Here is a 16,028-nt window from a genome sequence, read left to right as displayed (position 1 = left end):
TCGACCCGCGACCGTCCAACCCGCGCCTGCTGAGCCACTGCCCCGTCCCCTGGGCCGGTCGAACCGAAGACAAGACCGATGACAGCGTGTGGGCGGTGACGTGCTTTGTCACCCGGGCCGGCTTCCGACGCCGCGGCATCAGCCGGGCACTGGCCCGCGCCGCCGTCGACTTCGCCCGACAACGCGGCGCCCGCGCCCTGGAGGGCTATCCCCACAGCACCGAGGTCGGACACGTCGGTACCCCCGCCGTCTTCACCGCAGCCGGCTTCGTCGAGGTGAGCAGACCCACCACCAGGCGCATCCTCATGCGCATCGATTTCTAGGGGGTGTCTGATGGATCTCGATCAGTGAGCGGCGTATCCGCGCCCGGCTGGCAAGGCCGAGGAGGAAGGCGCACTGGTCTTGTGCGCCGATCGACGAGAACGCAGCCAGGCGGGATGCGGGACGCCGCGAGCCGATCGTGATGCATCAGACACCCCCTAGCAGCGCTCACATCGGCCAGGGCTGCCCAGGCACGGCCTCGGGACAGCTGAACTGACGGTCGAACACCGAACCAGACCCGATTCGACGACCCATCATGACCCGGCCGTGTTCCATGACGTGGATGCGGCACAGGATTCCGACACACGTTTGGAGAGTGGAGTGATGAGCACCCTGGACGAGCAGGGCCGGCCGGAGCCTCCTCTGGCCTCTGACGAGATCGAGACCCTCGTAGGGTTCCTGGAGTACCAGCGCGCGACGTTCGCGTGGAAGTGCGCCGGCCTGGACGAGGCCGGTCTGAAGGCGACCGTGGGCGTCTCGACGATGACGTTGGGCGGGATGCTCAAGCACCTGGCCTACGTCGAGGACCACTGGTTCTCTCACCGCATCTGGGGGAACGAGCGTCAGGCCGTGTGGAACGCCGTCGACTGGGACGCCGACCCCGACTGGGAGTGGCACACAGCTGCCCAGGACTCCCCTGAGCAGGTGCACGCCCTCTGGCAGGACGCGGTGTCCCGCTCCCGCGATCTGCTCACCGAAGCCCTGGCCGACGGCGGACTAGACCGGCGGGCACAACGCCCCAATTGGGACGGTCGCACAGCCAGCGTGCGGTGGATCGTGATGCACATGATCGAGGAGTACGCCCGGCACAACGGACACGCCGACCTCATCCGAGAGTCGGTGGACGGCCTCATCGGAGAGTGACCGGACAGGCCGAAGACCCACGCGGCCGGCCGCCTACACCGAGCCCGGGTGCGGCGTCGCTTACCCCGGCAGGTCCACAGGCCGGACACCTCGCTTCTCCCGCGCCCTTATGTCCTGTCCGCGCCTGCGCGCACCGCACGGGGAGCCGATCCCAGCAACCGGCGGCACGCCTTGTTGAACGCCTGCAGGTCACCAATTCCCACCGACGCCGCCACGGTCGGGATCGGCAGGGTCGACTCCCGCAACAGGTGCCTGGCGCGTTCGATCCGACGCCGCCGGATGTAGCCCACCACCGTGTCGCCCGTCTCCGCCCGGAACAGTCGGGTCAGGTGGTTGTGCGACACTCCGGCGGCCCGTGCGACTGCCGGCACGGTGAGCTCGCCGGCGAGATGGGACTCGATGTAGGCGATGGCGGTGCCCACCGCTACGTGCGTACGTCCCGTCTCCGCCAGCATTCCCAGCTGGGCCACGCGCCACAACGCGGCCCACACCTCGGCCGCCGCTCGCGCGGGAGTACGCGGCCAGGCGGCGATGGCCTGCAGCAGCAGAGTGGACAGCATCGGCATCTCGGCACCGCTGTCCTGCACCACCGGCACCTGCTGCACCACCGGCACCACTGGCGCCACCGGCACCACTGGCGCCACCGGCACCTCCTGCCCTACCGGCACCACTGGCGCCGCCGACGACGCCGGGCCCTCCCGCGCCTCCCCAGGCTGCCGCGACGCCGGGTCATGCACGGTCGGGATGTCGTCCCGCGCCGCCGCCACCTCCGATCCCCTGCCGTTGGCGGGCGGCAGGCGAAGGTGGGCGTACAGGTGCTCGGACCGGCCGCGGTAGCGGTACTGCACCAGGGCACCCGGCGGCACGAGGCTCACATAGCCCGGACGGATGGTGTGCACAACCGTGTCGACGGTGAGCTCCGCCGTGTAGCGGTAGAGGTGCAACTGCCACATGTCCGGGAGCCGGAACACGTCGCGCGGCCGGGCCGTCCCGTGCAGCCCGACGCCGAGGCTGACCACTTCAGGTGGCTCGTCGAGTCGCACCGGGACCAGCTGGCGCTGACCGGAGCCGGACGATGCATGCATGCTCATGGTGAATATCTACCACTACTGGTGAACGAGACCCACGCATTTGTTGCCCTACCCGACCTACCGTTGATGGGTGGCGACCAGCAGGCCTGCGTACGCCACGAGCCCGATCCCCGGCACCCCTGGAGAGGACATGGCCATCCACCCCGCCCGCGAGGACCTTCTGACCTCGGTCCAGATGGCGCACTTCGTCTCACACGGCTCGCTGATCATGGAGAGAGTCGTCCCCGCGGAGATGAACGCCGAAGCGGTCGACGTCTTCACCGCCGGCGTCCCGCACAAGCCCTACGGCACGTCGATCCCGGAGACCTACCCGGAGGGTTCGTTCGTCCGGCGGCTGGTCGAACTGCCGAAGGTCGCCGGGGCCATCCACAGTCTCGTCGGCCCGGGTCCGACGATCGACCACCACGCCGTGCACGTGCGGTCACCTCGCCAGGGACAGGCTCAGCCCCTGCACGGTGACGCCATCATCGACGTACGCGTCGACGCGTTCGACGTCCAGCTCATGTACTACCCACAGGACGTGACGCTCGACATGGGCGGCACGCTGAGCGTGCCCGGCAGTCACCTGCGCCGGACCAACGAGTCCGACACCGGGCGCTACCAGAACCTCCGCGGCCAGACGCGGCTCGTGTGCCCCGCCGGCACGGTGGTCTTCGTCCACCACGGCATCTGGCACGGCGGGCGCCGCAATGACAGCGACATCAAGCGCTACATGTTCAAGATCCGCTTCAACCCCACCGTGCGCCAGCACCGGCTGTGGAACACCGACGACCTGCACGACCCCGCGGTCGGTGAGAAGCTGCGGACCCGCTTCCCGTGGTATGAGCACGCCACCGGCCGGCTGGAGATCTACAACCGGGTGCTGATGTGGCGCGCGCTGACCGGCGACGAGACCTTCGACATCGACTACTGGGCGACCCGGGTCTCCAACTACCCGAAGCGCGTCGTGACCGTCGGCGTCTGACACCCGCGCCACGGCCGTCCGATCCCGAGCCTGTTCCCCCTCTGGTGCCGTACGACCTCTCGCAGGTGTACGTACGAACGAATGGAGCCTGCATGAACGCCGCCACCGCGCCGACCACGGTCGCGCAACCGACCCTGCGGCAACAGGTGCTCGTCCTCTACCTCGCCACGTCCGCCCTCGACAGCTCCGTCATCGGCTGGTCGGTCTACGACGGGACCGGCCGGACGGCGCCGACCACAGGGGACGCGGACGAACCGGCCTACGACACCGGCGTCGCCGCCCTGCAGGACGGCTGGCGGCTCATCCAGGCCGCCCAGCTGATCCCGCCGTATCCGGGTCACGAGTACGACGTGTCGTTCCTCAAGCACGAGTTCTGGTTCGAAAAGCTCGTCGACGTGAGCGACTGAGCGCAGGACCGGTCCAGTGGCCCGGCGGCTCGGTGGCCCGGGCGGATCAGACCGGGTCGACCGCGCGAGGCTGGAGCGCAGCGGGCGACGGCCCGGCGATGCCGGTGAACCGCGTCGCCAGGGGGCAGATCACGGCAAGCACGATCACGTACGCCGTGGCGAGCGAGGTGAGGAGGCCGGCCATGCCGGTCAAGCCGATGATCACGAGGGAGAACTCGCCCCGGGTGATGAGCACCGTACCGGCGCGGAGCCGACCACGTGGACCGGCTCCGTCGCGCGCCGCGGCGTACCAGCCCGCCACCACCTTGGTCCCTGCGGTCACCAGGGCAAGGAGTAAGGCCGCGGGCAGGACTGGTAGCAGGTCACGCGGGTCGACGGTGAACCCGATCGCGAGGAAGAAGACGGCGGCGAACAGGTCCCGCAGCGGAGTGATGACCTGACGAGCCCGCTCGGCCACCTCGCCGGTCAGGACGAGCCCGACGAGGAACGCGCCGACGGCCGCGGAGGCGTTGGCGAACTCGAAGAGTCCGGCGACCAACAACGTCAGGCCGAAGACGCGGAGCAGCAACTGTTCGGTGTCGGCGCCCGCGAGCATCCGGTCGACCGACGTCCCCAGCCGGTGGGACGCGGTGAACGCCAGGAGAAGCGCCCCCGATGCGGCGGCGACGCCGAACACCGCCTGTCGCCAGGTGCCGCCCGCCGCGAGGATCGTCATCAACGGCAGGTAGAGCGCCATCGCGACGTCCTCCAGGACGAGGACGGCCAACACCGATGGCGTTTCCCGGTTGCCCATGCGGCGGAGGTCGTTGAGAAGCCGGGCGACGATGCCGGACGACGACACCCAGGTGACTCCCGCCAGCGCCAGGCTCCCGGTCCACCCGAGGCCAAGGAGCCATCCCGCGACCGCACCTGGCGTGGCATTGAGCAGGAAGTCCACCCCAGCAGACGGTAGGTGCCGCCGCATGCTGTCGTTGAACTCCGAGTAGGAGAACTGCAGGCCAAGGGCCAGAAGAAGCAGGACCACGCCGATGGACGCGCCCACCTCCACGAACTCCCCCGCCGCCGGAGTCGGCACCACGCCGCCGTCCCCGATCGCGAGCCCGGCAAGCAGGTAGAGAGGCACGGGAGACAGCGCGAGCCGGCGGGCAAGCACCGCCAGAAGGCTGAGAACGAGCAGGACCATACCCAGCTCGACCAGCAGGCCGGTGGACGAGTGCACGGGTACCCCGCTCAGCTACGGACGAGTCGTTCGACAGCCGAGATCCCGTCGTGCGTACCGATCACCACGAGGACGTCGCCTGCTCGGAGCAGCTCGCCGGGTCCGGGAGAGGCGATCACCTGGGCATCACGGACGATGGCGACGATCGAGGCACCCGTCAGAGTCCGCGCCCGCGTGTCGCCGAGCGGCCGCTCGTCGAAGCGCGAGCCCCGGCCGATCTCGATCTGGCCGGCGCCGAGTCCGGGTACCTCCCTGGTGAGATCGGCGAATCGCTCGGCAACCCGGGGGGCACCGAGGATCTCGGCGACGGTTTCCGCCTCGTCGGCGGTCAGGCTGAGAACGGGACGGGCCACATCGGGATCAGCTGCGGCGTAGGTGACCAGGTCGACGTCGCCAGTCCGCCGGGCGATGATCCCGACGCGTTCACCTTCTTCGGTGTTGAACTCGTAGCGGATTCCCACACCTGGCAGCAGGACCTCGGTGACCTCCATGCCCTCATCATGGGACACGAACCGCCTGCGATGCGATCAGCGCGACGCGGCCCTCTCCCGTGTCTCGGCAGACGTCGAGCGAGTCAGGAGTGCGGCCCCGATCACCCCGCCGGCCAGCGAGCCGGCGAAGATGCCGATCTTGGCTTGCTCCACGCTGGCCGGATCGTGGTAGGCCAGGCCGGCGATGAACAGCGACACGGTGAATCCGATTCCCGCCAGCGCCGCGATCCCCCACACGTTGCCGAGGCTCAAGCCGCACGGAAGGGAGCCGACCCGCGCGCGGACGGCCACGGACGCCGCGATCCCGATTCCCAAGGTCTTGCCGAGAAGCAGGCCCGCTGCCACTCCCCACGCGATCCGAGAGCCGGCCGCCTCGGGCAAGGCGGTCCCCCGCAGGTCGACACCGGCGTTCGCGAGGGCGAAGGCCGGTACGACGACGAACGCCGTGACCGGGTGGAGTCGGCTCTCGAGCTCGCCGAGGACGTCGCGTCCCCTGAAGGGTCGAGCGGGGGTGAGCAGGGCGAGAGCGACACCTGCGATGGTCGCGTGGACTCCGGACTCGTGGGTTGCGTACCAGACCCCGAGCGCTGTCACGACGTAGGGCCAGATCGTACGGACTCCCCCGGCACGCAGGGCCAGCACGAGGACGAGCCCGGCTCCGGCCGCCGCGAGCCAGCCAGGTGCCAGGTGGGACGAGTAGAACACCGCGATCACGGCGATCGCGAGGATGTCGTCGACGATCGCGATACTGAGCAGGAGCAGCTTGGCACCGGAAGGAACGCGGTCGCCGAGCGCTGCCAGGACGCCGACCGCGAACGCGATGTCCGTGGCGATCGGAATCCCCCACCCGGCTCCTCGCTCACCACCTCCCGAGATCACCAGGAACGTGAGAGCCGGCAGGACGACGCCTCCGACCGCGGCGATCGCGGGAAGTGCCGCCGTCCGCCGGTCGCGCAGCTCCCCCCTCACCAGCTCCCGCTTGATCTCCAGCCCGACGACGAAGAAGAACAAGGTCATCAAGCCGTCGTTGATCCAGTGCCTGAGGTCTTCGGTGATCGCGAGTGGGCCCGGGCCGATGCTGAGTTTCGTCGTCCAGAGGCCCTCGTAGGCCGACGATGCCGGACTGTTCGCCACGGCGAGCGCCACCATGACGGCACCGAGGAGGAGGTAACCCCCGGTCGTCTCCTCCTTCAGGAAACGGACAACCGGTCCGAGAACCGTGCTCCGGGTGTCGTCTGCCTTACGAAGGCCCATCGCCGCCCTGCCCTTGTCGTGACTGGTCCCGAGCGCCGTGGACTGGCCGCATGAATCCGTCGCCGACCCCCGGAGCAGCTGTCCAGCCGGCGGCGGTCCGGGACGCACGAAGCGCCGGCAACCTCCGGTGACCGGATGCCGTGCCATCGTCGGCTGGCCTGAGGTTCGTGGACCAGATCGCGAGCCGCCAGGCTTCGCCGCGCGGGGTTGCCGTAGTCCGGCAACAAGGCGGGGCCTACTGCGGTGCGGAGTGCCATTGCCGCGCCAGGACAAACGAAGCGACCATGCAGCGGGAGGCACCGTTGAGGTCCGAGGGCCGCGGTGCACTTTGCCGGACCCATCGATGTGGGAGGGCCGAAACATGCGCGCTGTCGAGATCGTCGAGGAGAGTCTCCCGGTTGCCGCGCACGAAGATGACGCCGTACACGTACTGAGACTCGTGGCCAGCCAGCGGCTGCCAGGCCTGATCGTCACCCGCGGTACGGCCCGGCCGCCGCTCGTGGTGTCGACGGTGGACATCCTGCGATCGCTCGTCCCCGCGTACGTCCAGGAGAGTCCCTGCCTGGCCCACGTCTACGACGAGGAGCATGCCGATCGGATCGCCGATGACCTTGCCGGGCGGCGGATCGGCGACATCGTGCCGCCATCCCCGGCGCAGCTGGCTGTCGTGGATGGGCAGGCCACGCTCATCGAGCTGGCGTCGGTGATGATTCAGCTGCGCTGCCCGCTCGTCGGCGTTCGCGACGGGCAGCACCTGCGCGGTGTCATCACGGCGAGTCAGGTGCTCGAGTGCCTGCTGTCGCCGTCCCTACCGCGTCAAGCGCGTCCCCGGACGTCGCGCGGATAGTCGGATACGAGGGCGCCACAGGGAGGGGCGCCTACGCTCGCTCGCGGGGGGTCTCGACCTCGGGCCAGTCGAGCAGTTGCGCACCCAGGACCGCCACCTCCAACGCAAACCGCTGCATCGAATCATCCGGGGAGTATCCGGTCAGCGCCTTGATCCGGTCGAGGCGATAGGTGACCGTCCGGGTACCGATCTGCAGGCGGCGCGCCGCAACGGTCGCCACGCTTCCGGCCGAGAAGTAGGCCGACAGCGTGTCGAGCAGCGGTCTTGCGCCACCACGTGCCTCCGCCAGAGGACCCAGCACCGCGGTGACCAGCTCGGCGAGTGCCGCACGATCACGGAAGAGGACCTGGAACACGAGCAGATCGGCCGCCCGAAGAACACGTGCCTCGAGCTTGAGCTGCCGAGCGAACTCGAGAGCGCTACGCGCCTGTTCGAACGACCGCACGACGCCGCCCGGGCCGGAATGCGCCCGCCCGATCGCCACGCGCCACCCGGTGTCGTTCCCGATCGCCTTCTCCACCTCACTGGCGAACTGGTCGGGTACGTCGGTCAGGTCATCTGCGGTGAGGCAGAGCAGCAGCCCCTCCTTCGTGGTCACGAGAAGGTCCCGCGAGCCGAACCGCGACAGAAGAGCCCGCTCGACTCTGCGGGCCACCGGATCGCCCTCGGCAAAGGGCTGCTCAGCCTCCGCGGCCGCAACGACATGCGCACCCGCGAGCCGGAGTCCGAACTGCTGGGCGCGCTCGGCCAGCATGCCCAGGTCACGATGTCCGTTCAGCAGATCGTCGATGAACTCACGGCGCTGCGCCTCCTCCTGCCGGATGGCCCGACGCTGGGCACCTTCGTAACCCTCGGCTATCGCGCTGACGGACGCGTCGGCCGCGCGGAAGAGCTTCTCCCCGAGGCTCCGAAGCTCGGTGATGCCTCGGGCCCGACGTACCCCTGGCAGCAGTGGCCAGGCCAGCCACGTCGCACTGAGGTAGAGATCGATGACCACCCGCAGAGGCACGCCTCGCTCCGCGGCCCGGACACCGACAGCCCGCCTGGTTTCGAGCTCCTCCCGACGGAGCCGGCGACCTGTGGCGCTCATTTCTGACAGCACGAGCAGGTAGTCACCGAGCAGGTCGGCCGGTGCGCCCTTTGCGTCCTGGCTCGCCAGGGCCGGGACTCCGGCAAGATCGACCGTCCGGAGGCGACCGGGACCGCCACTGCCCCCCGGAAGCGCCCGCGCGCTGCCCGCTGCACGTCCTCGCACCCCTCGAGCATCACCTGGTTTGCGTCGGTACGGCAAACATGCCGCGGCCGAGGGCCCCGGTGGGCAGCACTGGTTGCCGGTGACAGGCAAGCAGCGGCCGGGTTGATTGCCAGGACCGCGAACGCAGGCGCCACATCTTGCGAACAGCACGACGAACCAGACCTTCCGCCCAGTCCGCCGGCTGGCGCCATCCTCGACCGCAGACTCGGCGCGTCGGACGGACGATCTCCCGCGGCGACCTCACGAATCGCCCTGGGCCGTGCGTTGACAGGGTGAGAACCGCCTACAGGAGGGGATCACCCGATGATCACCACCGCGCCAGAACCCGACGCCGACCTGCGCGCCGCCCTCGAGCGGGCGACCGACGCCGATCCGCTCGGCGAGGCGTACGACCGGCTCCGCGACCACCTGACCGACCAGGCCCAGCGGGCCGGAATCCTCGATGTCGCGTACCGCACGGTCGACACCCCCGTCGGCGAGCTGCTCGTCGCGGCGACCGAACGTGGGCTGGTCCGCGTGGCGTACCCGATCGAGGGTCACGAGAAGGTCCTCGACGCCCTCGCCGGCGAGGTCAGCCCGCGCATCCTCCGCACCCCTGCCCGACTCGATCCGGCGGCCAGGCAGATCGACGAGTACTTCACCGGCCGCCGACGAGCCTTCGACCTGCCCCTGGACATGCGGCTCGCTCGCGGCTTCCGCCGGCTCGTGCTCGATCATCTCCGCGAGATCGGCTACGGCACGACCGCGAGCTACGGCACCGTCGCCGCGGCTGCAGGCAGCCCGGCAGCGGTGCGCGCGGTCGGTACCGCGTGCGCGCGCAACCCGCTCCCCGTCGTCGTGCCCTGCCACCGCGTGGTCCTCGCCAACGGTTCGATCGGGAGGTATGTCGGGGGCGTCACCGCCAAGAGGACCCTGCTGGAGATGGAGGCCGCATCGTGACCTCCGCCGCCACCGACATCGCACCGGCCGCCCGCCGGAAACTGGAACCCGACCGCGTCCGCGGCCATCGACCTGACCGTGATCAGGTCGATGGGCGCGCCCGCGGGCCGCTCAGCCTCCCTGGCGGGCGCCGACCGGCTCGGGGTCAGGAAGGGGTTCGCCAGTCTCCAGCAGCGACTTGAGACTGGACAACAGGTGCGGCCAGCCTTGGCTGACAGTTTCCAGGACGACGCTGTCGGGCTCGAAGCCGTCGTGGACGACGGTCAGCTTGACCAACGGTCCGGCAGGTTCGATGTCGAAGGTCACCTTGGACCGGCGTTCCTTCACCGCCCTGTCGAGGAAGTCCGCGCTCACCCAATCCTTCGCACCGGCGTACCACTCGGGTGTGAAGGTGTGCCAGGTGTAGGAAAGTCGGCGGCAGGGCTCGGACTCGAGGATGACCTGGCCGGGGTCGGCGGTGGTGATGCCGTGCTCGTTCCAGGTCATCGACGATCCCACCTTCCAGTCCGTATCGAACGTGGTCCCCCAGTACCGCGCGGTGAACGCGGGATCGGTCAACGCCTGCCAGAGTCGTTCGGGCGTGGTGTTGATGTAGGTGGTGTAGACGAACTCCGGCTTGCTCATGGGTTCTGACTCCAATGCTGTCTTCAGGTCGGCGAGTGCGTGGACCCGATCGCGGTCGTACTGGCTGATCCACCGCTGGGCGATGGCGTTGATCGGTTCGGCGTTGAGGTAGTGCAACTTCTCCCGGCCGCGCCACACGGTGGCGACCAGGTTGGCGGCCTCCAAGAGGCTGAGGTGCTTGCTGACGGACTGCCGGGCCATGTCCAGACCCGCACAGAGTTCGCGCAGGCTCTGGCCGTTTCGTGCGTTCAGGCTGTCGAGCAGCCGCCGCCGGCTCGGGTCCGCCAGTGCCTTGAACACCTCGTCCATCTGCCACCCCCAAACATGCAGCCAGTTGGCTGCCTACAATTTTAGGCAGCCAACTGGCTGCATGTCAACCGCACCCGGACCTGCCGGGCGGTGGCCCGACATCACGGCGCCGCCGGCCCCATGAACGGCCCAACGGCTTGCCTCGCGCGAAAGCCGATACGGTGCGGCCGTGGCCGATCATGCACGGCGCCCCCTGCTGTTCCTGGACGTCGACGGGACCCTCCTGCCGGTCGGCGGCGTTCCGCGTCCCTCGCCCATCGACTGGGACGCATGGCAGGACGCGTCGAATCCACAGCTCGCGAAGCTCGATCCGGCACACGGCCCGCTGCTGCGGGCCTTGTCCTGCGAACTCGTCTGGGCAACGGCGTGGATGCATGGCGCCAACGAGGTGATCGCTCCGCTGCTCGGACTGCCAGAGCTACCAGTGGCCGACCTTCCGGACGCACCCGAGGAAGACGATTTCAGCGTGTTGCACTGGAAGACCAAGGCCCTCGTCGAGGCTGCCGCAGGACGCCCGTTCATCTGGGTGGACGACGAGATCGGCGAACTGGACCGGTCATGGGTCACGACACACCATCACGGCCCGGCCCTGCTTCACCGCGTCGACTCTCAACACGGCCTCACGCTCGTGGACTTCGACACCCTCAACGACTGGCTCCGGCGAATACCCAGCGCGCAAGCCGAGCCCACGAACTGACGGCCCATGGTCCAGTCGGGTGACCGAACAGCAACGCCAGGAAGGGGAATGTCGATGAGCCAGCAGCCGAACCTGCATGTCGAGCGCGCCCCGACCTCCCGGGCAGACAGACAGTTGACCACTTTGCCTCCGCGTGATCGACCCGGACGGTCAGAAAGCGTCCGTCGCGCCGGATCACGCGCGGCCGGGGCGGCAGGTGACGTCGCGCCGGTGCACATCAGGGCTTGTACGACGTGAGCAACCGCGTGATCGTGTGCTGGTGGGTCACCTCAGCGATCTCGCCGAGGGTGAGTCCACAGCTGAACCTGCGTTCGAGGGCCCGCGGTTCGACCTGCAGTGCACCACGGACGGCGGACACGTCTCCGCGTCCAATCGCCTCCACGAGGACTACCTCCTCGCGCGGTGGTGGCGGGGCTTGGAGCGTCTCGTGGGGCATCCACCAGGTCTGACCGGCCTCACCCAACGCCCTGAAGCCCGCCCGCCGATAGACCGGCTCACCCATGGCCGTCGCGTTGAGCAGAACGTGCTGGCAGCCCAACTCTCGCGCAGATCGGCATGCGGCGACCGTCAGCGCCGTGCCGATGCCCTGCCGCCGGACGCCGGCCACGACGGCCGTGTCATAGATTCCGCCGATCGACTCCCCTTCGAACTCGGACAGGTGCAGCATGACGGCGCCCACACCGACATCCTCGAGGAACGCGGCGAAGCACCGCAGCGATGGGACGGTCCCATCGCTGGCCACCGGCCGATACGGCAGATCCTCCAGACCGCGATCGGTGTCCTTGTCGATCTCGGCCACGACCAGACCCTCGGGCTCGGGATTGTCCTCGACGAGGTTCGTGAGGTCCAGTCCCATCCAGTTCGGCCGCCAACCCCAGTGAAAGCCCCGAGCGAGAAGCCGGGGTCCGAGGTCGTCGACCGCCCGCTCATCCATCGACCACCAGCCCACCTGACCGAGAGGGCGATGCTGTCGGGCGAAGGCCACCACCTCGTCGGCGAACTCGGACGCCTCGGCCGACGGTACGTCTGGAAAGCCCACGAGGATCTCCGTGCCGGGCCGGTAGGCCACCACGCCGTCGTACGTGCGTCGCACCGATCCGCCGGCAGCCACCGCATGCGTACTGAACATGCTCTGGTGGTTGGACGCTCCAGCCAACTGGAGTCGGCGATGGAGCGGCTCCGGATCAGATGTCGGCGAACGGACAGCCATGGCGTCTCCTTCTCGAGCGCCTGGGTCCACGTTCAGGCCAGAAAGTAGAGGCCGGCGACGTGCATACGTAGGTCGAACGAAGGTGGACTATGCCCTTCCCGCGGACCCGGAAGCGCCCTCCAGCGCCCTGCGAGAGTATGGCTGAGGAGTTGCCGTGTCCACCGCGATCGGCTCAGGGCTGTTCCGGCCGAGGTAGCGCCGCCTGCCACCGGAACCACGCGTTGCTTGCCGGGAGGAACTGCAGCACCACGGCGGGCACCACCACGGGTATGGGCCAGAGTGCGAGTATGAAGAGACCGCCGAGGACGGTCAGCACGATCCGGGCAACGGCACTTCCGCGTCGCAGCCGCGTCGACGCCACCACGAAGACCACGCCCAGCCCGACGACGAGGAACACCACAACAGGCGACAGCGACGCGCCGGTCCCGCTCTGCTGCGCCCAGTACCAAAGGGCAGCCACCGCGAGGACGATGCCCAACGCCAGCCAGAGCCCGGCGGCGACGGTGACCGCGCGCGGACGTTGCTCAACTGGCGGCTGGTCCGCGTCGGGGGAGGGCAGGTGTTCCGGACCGACAGAGCTCATCGCCGTCCTCGCAGTCGCTGCGGATATGACCAGTTCGTCCTACTTCTCCGGAGCGTATCGCCGAGCGGGTGGGAGGGGTCCCGGTCGCCGGCGGGACGCAGAACCTGCGGGCGTCCCCGGCCGTGGGTACAGCTCGGGTGCCACTCGGGTTACTGGCGACCACTCGTGGTCAGCCGGACCGTGACGGTGTCGCCGTCGTCAAGCCCCTCGGCCCTGCGCACCATGTCCTTCAGCGGTACGACGTATCCCCCGTCCTTGGGCCACAGGGACGTCGCCCACTCGGTGTCGCCGATCCGCACCTGGACGGGGATCATCCCCCAGCCGTAGGTGACTGCCGCGGAAACCGACTGCAGGTCGAGGCTCTCCTCCTCCGGCACGGTGACGAAGTAGTACGGCGCCGGGCCCCGCCACTGCCAGATCTCGCCGCTGAACTCCACGACCATGCCGTCGTGGTCCCCCTCGGCCGCCTCTTCCATGGCCGCCATCATGGCTGTGATCGTTCGTCGTAGGGAAGACCCAATCGGTCGCGGCTCAACGGGCGTTGCACTTGCCGGCCCCGTCGCCCTCGGCGTCGGTCTTCCTTGGTCATGGCGCCACACGCTACGCTCCGATCCGGACGTTTCACTTCCGGAATCTGGACTTCGAATGCCGTACGACGCAAGCCCCACCGCAAGGGCCCTCCTGGCCCTCGAGCTCCTCCAGGCCAGCCCGGGCATCACCGCCGACCGGCTCGCCGACAAGCTCGGTGTCTCGGAGCGGGCCGCCCGGAGATATGTCGGCATCCTCCGCGAGGCCGGTATCCCGATCGAGTCCGTCCGTGGACCCCACGGCGGCTACCGCCTCGGCCGCGGCCTTCGGCTTCCGCCGCTGATGTTCACGGCTGCGGAAGCCCTCGGACTGGTCATGGCCGTACTCGACGGCCACCACGACGCGGGCGATCCGGCAACCCTGGTCGGCAGCGCACTCGGCAAGATCGTGCAGGCACTCCCGGAGCCGGTGGCTGCCCAGGCCGAGGCCGTCCGTCGAAGCACCGCGCCCGCCCCCGACCGCTCCGCCGCCCGGCCCGACCCCGAAACCACGACCGCGCTCGTCGAGGCCCGCTCGAACCACCGACGGGTGCGGCTCGCCTACCGCTCCGAGGCCGGGTCCGAGTGGGTGAGCGAGGTTGACCCGTGGGCGGTCGTCGTACGCCACGGCCGGTGGTACCTGCTCTGCTGGTCCCACCATGCGAACGATCGGCGCGCCTACCGCATCGACCGGGTCACCGCCGTCGAGATCCTCGACGGCATTTTCACTCCGCCCGCCGACCTCGACCCCGTCGCCGACCTCGAAACGCACCTCGCCGTCGGCTGGGACTACGCCACCGAGGTCGTCATCGACGCGCCCCTCGACACCGTGACGCCTTGCCTCCCCCGCGCCCTCGGGCGGCTCGAACCAGTCGACTCTCAGACCACCCGACTGGTCGGCAGCACCAGCAACCCGATCTGGTACGCCGAGCAACTCGCGACGCTGCCGAGGTCGTACCGGATCGTGAAGTGCCCCGAACTCCAGGAAGCCGCGCGGACCATCGGGCAGCGACTGCTGGCCGCGGGCGAGAGTCCACGGCTTTGACCTGGGTCCGGCCATCGTCGCAGCCCTGGCAATTTCCGGACACGTTTCTTCGCCCGTATGCGCTCCCAGCCGGCCGTCAGCATGTCCAGGGGAATGTTCAAGTAAAATCAGCCAATCCGAATTCCTCGAATCGATACGGCCGCCGATGCTGAGCACCGATCCCACGAACGCGATGACCAGCGATTGTCTACGAGCGATCGACGCGATTCCCAAGGCCGACCTGCATCTGCACCAAGAGGCTGAGCGATGCCTGGACCGCATCTTTTCCAGGCGTGACGGTCGACCACCATATGACTGGTCGGCCTGGCGCCGTCAGATAATCGAGACCGTTCCAGCCGGACAAGAACGCTTGCGTCTCATCGGCACGGTAAAACCAGTTCCGTTAGCCGACGATGATGACGACCTCTTCGTAGCCCGATTTGCCGAACTCCTGGAATTCGAGGCCGAGGCGGGCGCGCACTACGTGGAGGTGCGAGGCGACGGCCGCACAATACGCAAGGCTCGGTTCATGGAACTCTTCCGCCAGGCTGAACAGCGCGCCCAGGAAAAGTACCCTCAGCTCCGCGCCGAGGCGATCGCCATCGTCATGACGACACTGCCCGCGGACGAGGTTGCCGCCATCGCCGACGAATGCGTGCGGGCCCGGGACGACGGCCTCGCCGGCGTGGACTTTCTGTACCAGCCGTACCTCACCGACGCCGACTGGACCCCGATCTACCGCCTCGCTGAGCGTTTCGCGGAGGTCGGTCTCGGCGTCACCGCGCACGCTGGCGAAATGTCCACAGCCAACATCGCCGCCGCGGCCCAGACGCCCGGCCTCACCCGCATCGGGCACGGCATTCACGCCGCCTCCGAACCGGGCCTCATTGATCTGCTCATCGACCGCGGCATCACCTTGGAGTGCGCACTGACCTGCAATGCCTTCCTAGGCGCCACGCCGTCGCTCGAGGAGCATCCACTGCCTCAGCTCATCGAGGCTGGTGTCGCGGTGGCTCTCGCGACAGACAATCCGATCCAGGTCGGTACGACGATCGGGCGGGAATACCTCGTGGCAGCCTCACTCGGTCTCACCATTCGACAGCTGCACGACATCGCGCGGAACGCCATCCAGGCGAGCTTCACCACACCCGACAGGCGAGCGGAGCTTCTCGCCCGCCTCGGGCCCTGATCCCTCATTCCTTTCCTGCTGCCGCGTCTGTCTCTTCCTGATCGCGTGGGACTGTGCACTGAACGGTGTTTCCGGCTCGACACGCCGGGCTGGGTCCGGCGGGATGGGCACGGACAGTGATGACATCTGGGGCCATGGGGTCTGGACAGCAGAAGACGGATGACGGTGGGCAGC

Annotated in this window: 18 protein-coding genes; 9 read left to right on the top strand and 9 right to left on the bottom strand. The window is 68.8% G+C overall.

The genetic code is table 11. The annotated features are described in order from the left end of the window. The coding region (locus ABN028_RS33910) for a GNAT family N-acetyltransferase (protein WP_349699459.1) at positions 1 to 323 on the top strand (323 nt) is incomplete at its 5' end. A 322-nt stretch (positions 324 to 645) separates the two neighbouring features. Beyond that, a complete protein-coding gene (locus ABN028_RS33905; protein ID WP_349699458.1) occupies positions 646 to 1,185 on the top strand; it encodes a DinB family protein in 540 nt (179 codons plus the stop codon). Between the two features lie 107 nt (positions 1,186 to 1,292). On the opposite strand, the gene ABN028_RS33900 is transcribed toward ABN028_RS33905, so the two are convergent. Continuing rightward, entirely contained in the window at positions 1,293 to 2,276 is a 984-nt protein-coding gene (locus ABN028_RS33900) for a helix-turn-helix domain-containing protein (RefSeq protein ID WP_349699457.1), read from the bottom strand. Positions 2,277 to 2,346: 70 nt separating this feature from the next. Between ABN028_RS33900 and ABN028_RS33895 the strand changes: the two genes are divergently transcribed. Both ABN028_RS33895 and ABN028_RS33890 read left to right on the top strand, forming a co-directional pair. Then, a complete protein-coding gene (locus tag ABN028_RS33895; protein ID WP_349331724.1) occupies positions 2,347 to 3,240 on the top strand; it encodes a phytanoyl-CoA dioxygenase family protein in 894 nt (297 codons plus the stop codon). 92 nt (positions 3,241 to 3,332) lie between these two features. Then, entirely contained in the window at positions 3,333 to 3,647 is a 315-nt protein-coding gene (locus ABN028_RS33890; RefSeq protein ID WP_349699456.1) for a hypothetical protein, read from the top strand. A 46-nt stretch (positions 3,648 to 3,693) separates the two neighbouring features. On the opposite strand, the gene ABN028_RS33885 is transcribed toward ABN028_RS33890, so the two are convergent. Genes ABN028_RS33885 through nhaA form a run of 3 tightly spaced genes read right to left on the bottom strand, consistent with a single transcriptional unit; the run spans position 3,694 to position 6,719 of the window. Then, the gene (locus tag ABN028_RS33885; protein ID WP_349699455.1) at positions 3,694 to 4,866 is read right to left on the bottom strand and encodes a cation:proton antiporter; all 1,173 of its coding nucleotides are present in this window, start codon (positions 4,864 to 4,866) and stop codon (positions 3,694 to 3,696) included. Between the two features lie 11 nt (positions 4,867 to 4,877). Further along, a complete protein-coding gene (locus ABN028_RS33880; RefSeq protein ID WP_349331721.1) occupies positions 4,878 to 5,357 on the bottom strand; it encodes a cation:proton antiporter regulatory subunit in 480 nt (159 codons plus the stop codon). Between the two features lie 36 nt (positions 5,358 to 5,393). After that, a complete protein-coding gene (gene nhaA / locus ABN028_RS33875) occupies positions 5,394 to 6,719 on the bottom strand; it encodes a Na+/H+ antiporter NhaA (RefSeq protein ID WP_349699454.1) in 1,326 nt (441 codons plus the stop codon). 253 nt (positions 6,720 to 6,972) lie between these two features. Between nhaA and ABN028_RS33870 the strand changes: the two genes are divergently transcribed. Continuing rightward, the gene (locus ABN028_RS33870; protein ID WP_349331719.1) at positions 6,973 to 7,458 is read left to right on the top strand and encodes a CBS domain-containing protein; all 486 of its coding nucleotides are present in this window, start codon (positions 6,973 to 6,975) and stop codon (positions 7,456 to 7,458) included. 31 nt (positions 7,459 to 7,489) lie between these two features. Here the strand turns inward: ABN028_RS33870 and ABN028_RS33865 are convergent, their stop codons facing one another. Continuing rightward, positions 7,490 to 8,713 (bottom strand): PucR family transcriptional regulator, encoded by a 1,224-nt coding sequence (locus ABN028_RS33865; protein ID WP_349331718.1) that lies wholly within the window; start codon positions 8,711 to 8,713, stop codon positions 7,490 to 7,492. Positions 8,714 to 9,016: 303 nt separating this feature from the next. On the opposite strand from ABN028_RS33865, the gene ABN028_RS33860 reads away from it, so the two are divergent. Continuing rightward, complete coding sequence (locus ABN028_RS33860) at positions 9,017 to 9,652, top strand: methylated-DNA--[protein]-cysteine S-methyltransferase (protein ID WP_349699453.1); 636 nt, start codon at positions 9,017 to 9,019, stop codon at positions 9,650 to 9,652. A 111-nt stretch (positions 9,653 to 9,763) separates the two neighbouring features. On the opposite strand, the gene ABN028_RS33855 is transcribed toward ABN028_RS33860, so the two are convergent. Then, positions 9,764 to 10,585 (bottom strand): ArsR/SmtB family transcription factor, encoded by an 822-nt coding sequence (locus tag ABN028_RS33855; protein WP_349699452.1) that lies wholly within the window; start codon positions 10,583 to 10,585, stop codon positions 9,764 to 9,766. A gap of 169 nt (positions 10,586 to 10,754) precedes the next feature. On the opposite strand from ABN028_RS33855, the gene ABN028_RS33850 reads away from it, so the two are divergent. Continuing rightward, a complete protein-coding gene (locus ABN028_RS33850; RefSeq protein WP_349699451.1) occupies positions 10,755 to 11,282 on the top strand; it encodes an HAD domain-containing protein in 528 nt (175 codons plus the stop codon). A 217-nt stretch (positions 11,283 to 11,499) separates the two neighbouring features. On the opposite strand, the gene ABN028_RS33845 is transcribed toward ABN028_RS33850, so the two are convergent. The 3 genes from ABN028_RS33845 to ABN028_RS33835 form a co-directional block, all read right to left on the bottom strand. Then, positions 11,500 to 12,492 (bottom strand): GNAT family N-acetyltransferase, encoded by a 993-nt coding sequence (locus tag ABN028_RS33845; protein ID WP_349699450.1) that lies wholly within the window; start codon positions 12,490 to 12,492, stop codon positions 11,500 to 11,502. A gap of 172 nt (positions 12,493 to 12,664) precedes the next feature. Then, entirely contained in the window at positions 12,665 to 13,075 is a 411-nt protein-coding gene (locus tag ABN028_RS33840) for a hypothetical protein (protein ID WP_349699449.1), read from the bottom strand. Between the two features lie 149 nt (positions 13,076 to 13,224). Next, the gene (locus ABN028_RS33835) at positions 13,225 to 13,563 is read right to left on the bottom strand and encodes a DUF1905 domain-containing protein (RefSeq protein WP_349699448.1); all 339 of its coding nucleotides are present in this window, start codon (positions 13,561 to 13,563) and stop codon (positions 13,225 to 13,227) included. Positions 13,564 to 13,720: 157 nt separating this feature from the next. Between ABN028_RS33835 and ABN028_RS33830 the strand changes: the two genes are divergently transcribed. Next, entirely contained in the window at positions 13,721 to 14,686 is a 966-nt protein-coding gene (locus tag ABN028_RS33830) for a helix-turn-helix transcriptional regulator (protein ID WP_349699447.1), read from the top strand. 145 nt (positions 14,687 to 14,831) lie between these two features. Continuing rightward, positions 14,832 to 15,854, top strand: a complete 1,023-nt coding sequence (locus tag ABN028_RS33825; protein ID WP_349331710.1) for an amidohydrolase family protein — start codon at positions 14,832 to 14,834, stop codon at positions 15,852 to 15,854. Positions 15,855 to 16,028 lie beyond the last annotated feature (174 nt).

Origin of the sequence: Actinopolymorpha sp. B17G11, from assembly GCF_040196095.1 — a bacterium.
In the GTDB taxonomy this organism is placed as follows: Bacteria; Actinomycetota; Actinomycetes; order Propionibacteriales; family Actinopolymorphaceae; genus Thermasporomyces.
This window is presented reverse-complemented; position numbering and strand designations above follow the sequence as displayed.

What these genes read in the sequence shown, in the direction of transcription:
- ABN028_RS33845 (WP_349699450.1), bottom strand. Translation starts at nt 12,492, where the DNA reads ATGGCTGTCCGTTCGCCGACATCTGATCCGGAGCCGCTCCATCGCCGA.
- ABN028_RS33855 (WP_349699452.1), bottom strand. Translation starts at nt 10,585, where the DNA reads ATGGACGAGGTGTTCAAGGCACTGGCGGACCCGAGCCGGCGGCGGCTG.
- ABN028_RS33900 (WP_349699457.1), bottom strand. Translation starts at nt 2,276, where the DNA reads ATGAGCATGCATGCATCGTCCGGCTCCGGTCAGCGCCAGCTGGTCCCG.
- ABN028_RS33835 (WP_349699448.1), bottom strand. Translation starts at nt 13,563, where the DNA reads ATGATGGCGGCCATGGAAGAGGCGGCCGAGGGGGACCACGACGGCATG.
- ABN028_RS33870 (WP_349331719.1), top strand. Translation starts at nt 6,973, where the DNA reads ATGCGCGCTGTCGAGATCGTCGAGGAGAGTCTCCCGGTTGCCGCGCAC.
- ABN028_RS33840 (WP_349699449.1), bottom strand. Translation starts at nt 13,075, where the DNA reads ATGAGCTCTGTCGGTCCGGAACACCTGCCCTCCCCCGACGCGGACCAG.
- ABN028_RS33860 (WP_349699453.1), top strand. Translation starts at nt 9,017, where the DNA reads ATGATCACCACCGCGCCAGAACCCGACGCCGACCTGCGCGCCGCCCTC.
- ABN028_RS33905 (WP_349699458.1), top strand. Translation starts at nt 646, where the DNA reads ATGAGCACCCTGGACGAGCAGGGCCGGCCGGAGCCTCCTCTGGCCTCT.
- ABN028_RS33890 (WP_349699456.1), top strand. Translation starts at nt 3,333, where the DNA reads ATGAACGCCGCCACCGCGCCGACCACGGTCGCGCAACCGACCCTGCGG.
- ABN028_RS33825 (WP_349331710.1), top strand. Translation starts at nt 14,832, where the DNA reads ATGCTGAGCACCGATCCCACGAACGCGATGACCAGCGATTGTCTACGA.
- ABN028_RS33830 (WP_349699447.1), top strand. Translation starts at nt 13,721, where the DNA reads ATGCCGTACGACGCAAGCCCCACCGCAAGGGCCCTCCTGGCCCTCGAG.
- ABN028_RS33880 (WP_349331721.1), bottom strand. Translation starts at nt 5,357, where the DNA reads ATGGAGGTCACCGAGGTCCTGCTGCCAGGTGTGGGAATCCGCTACGAG.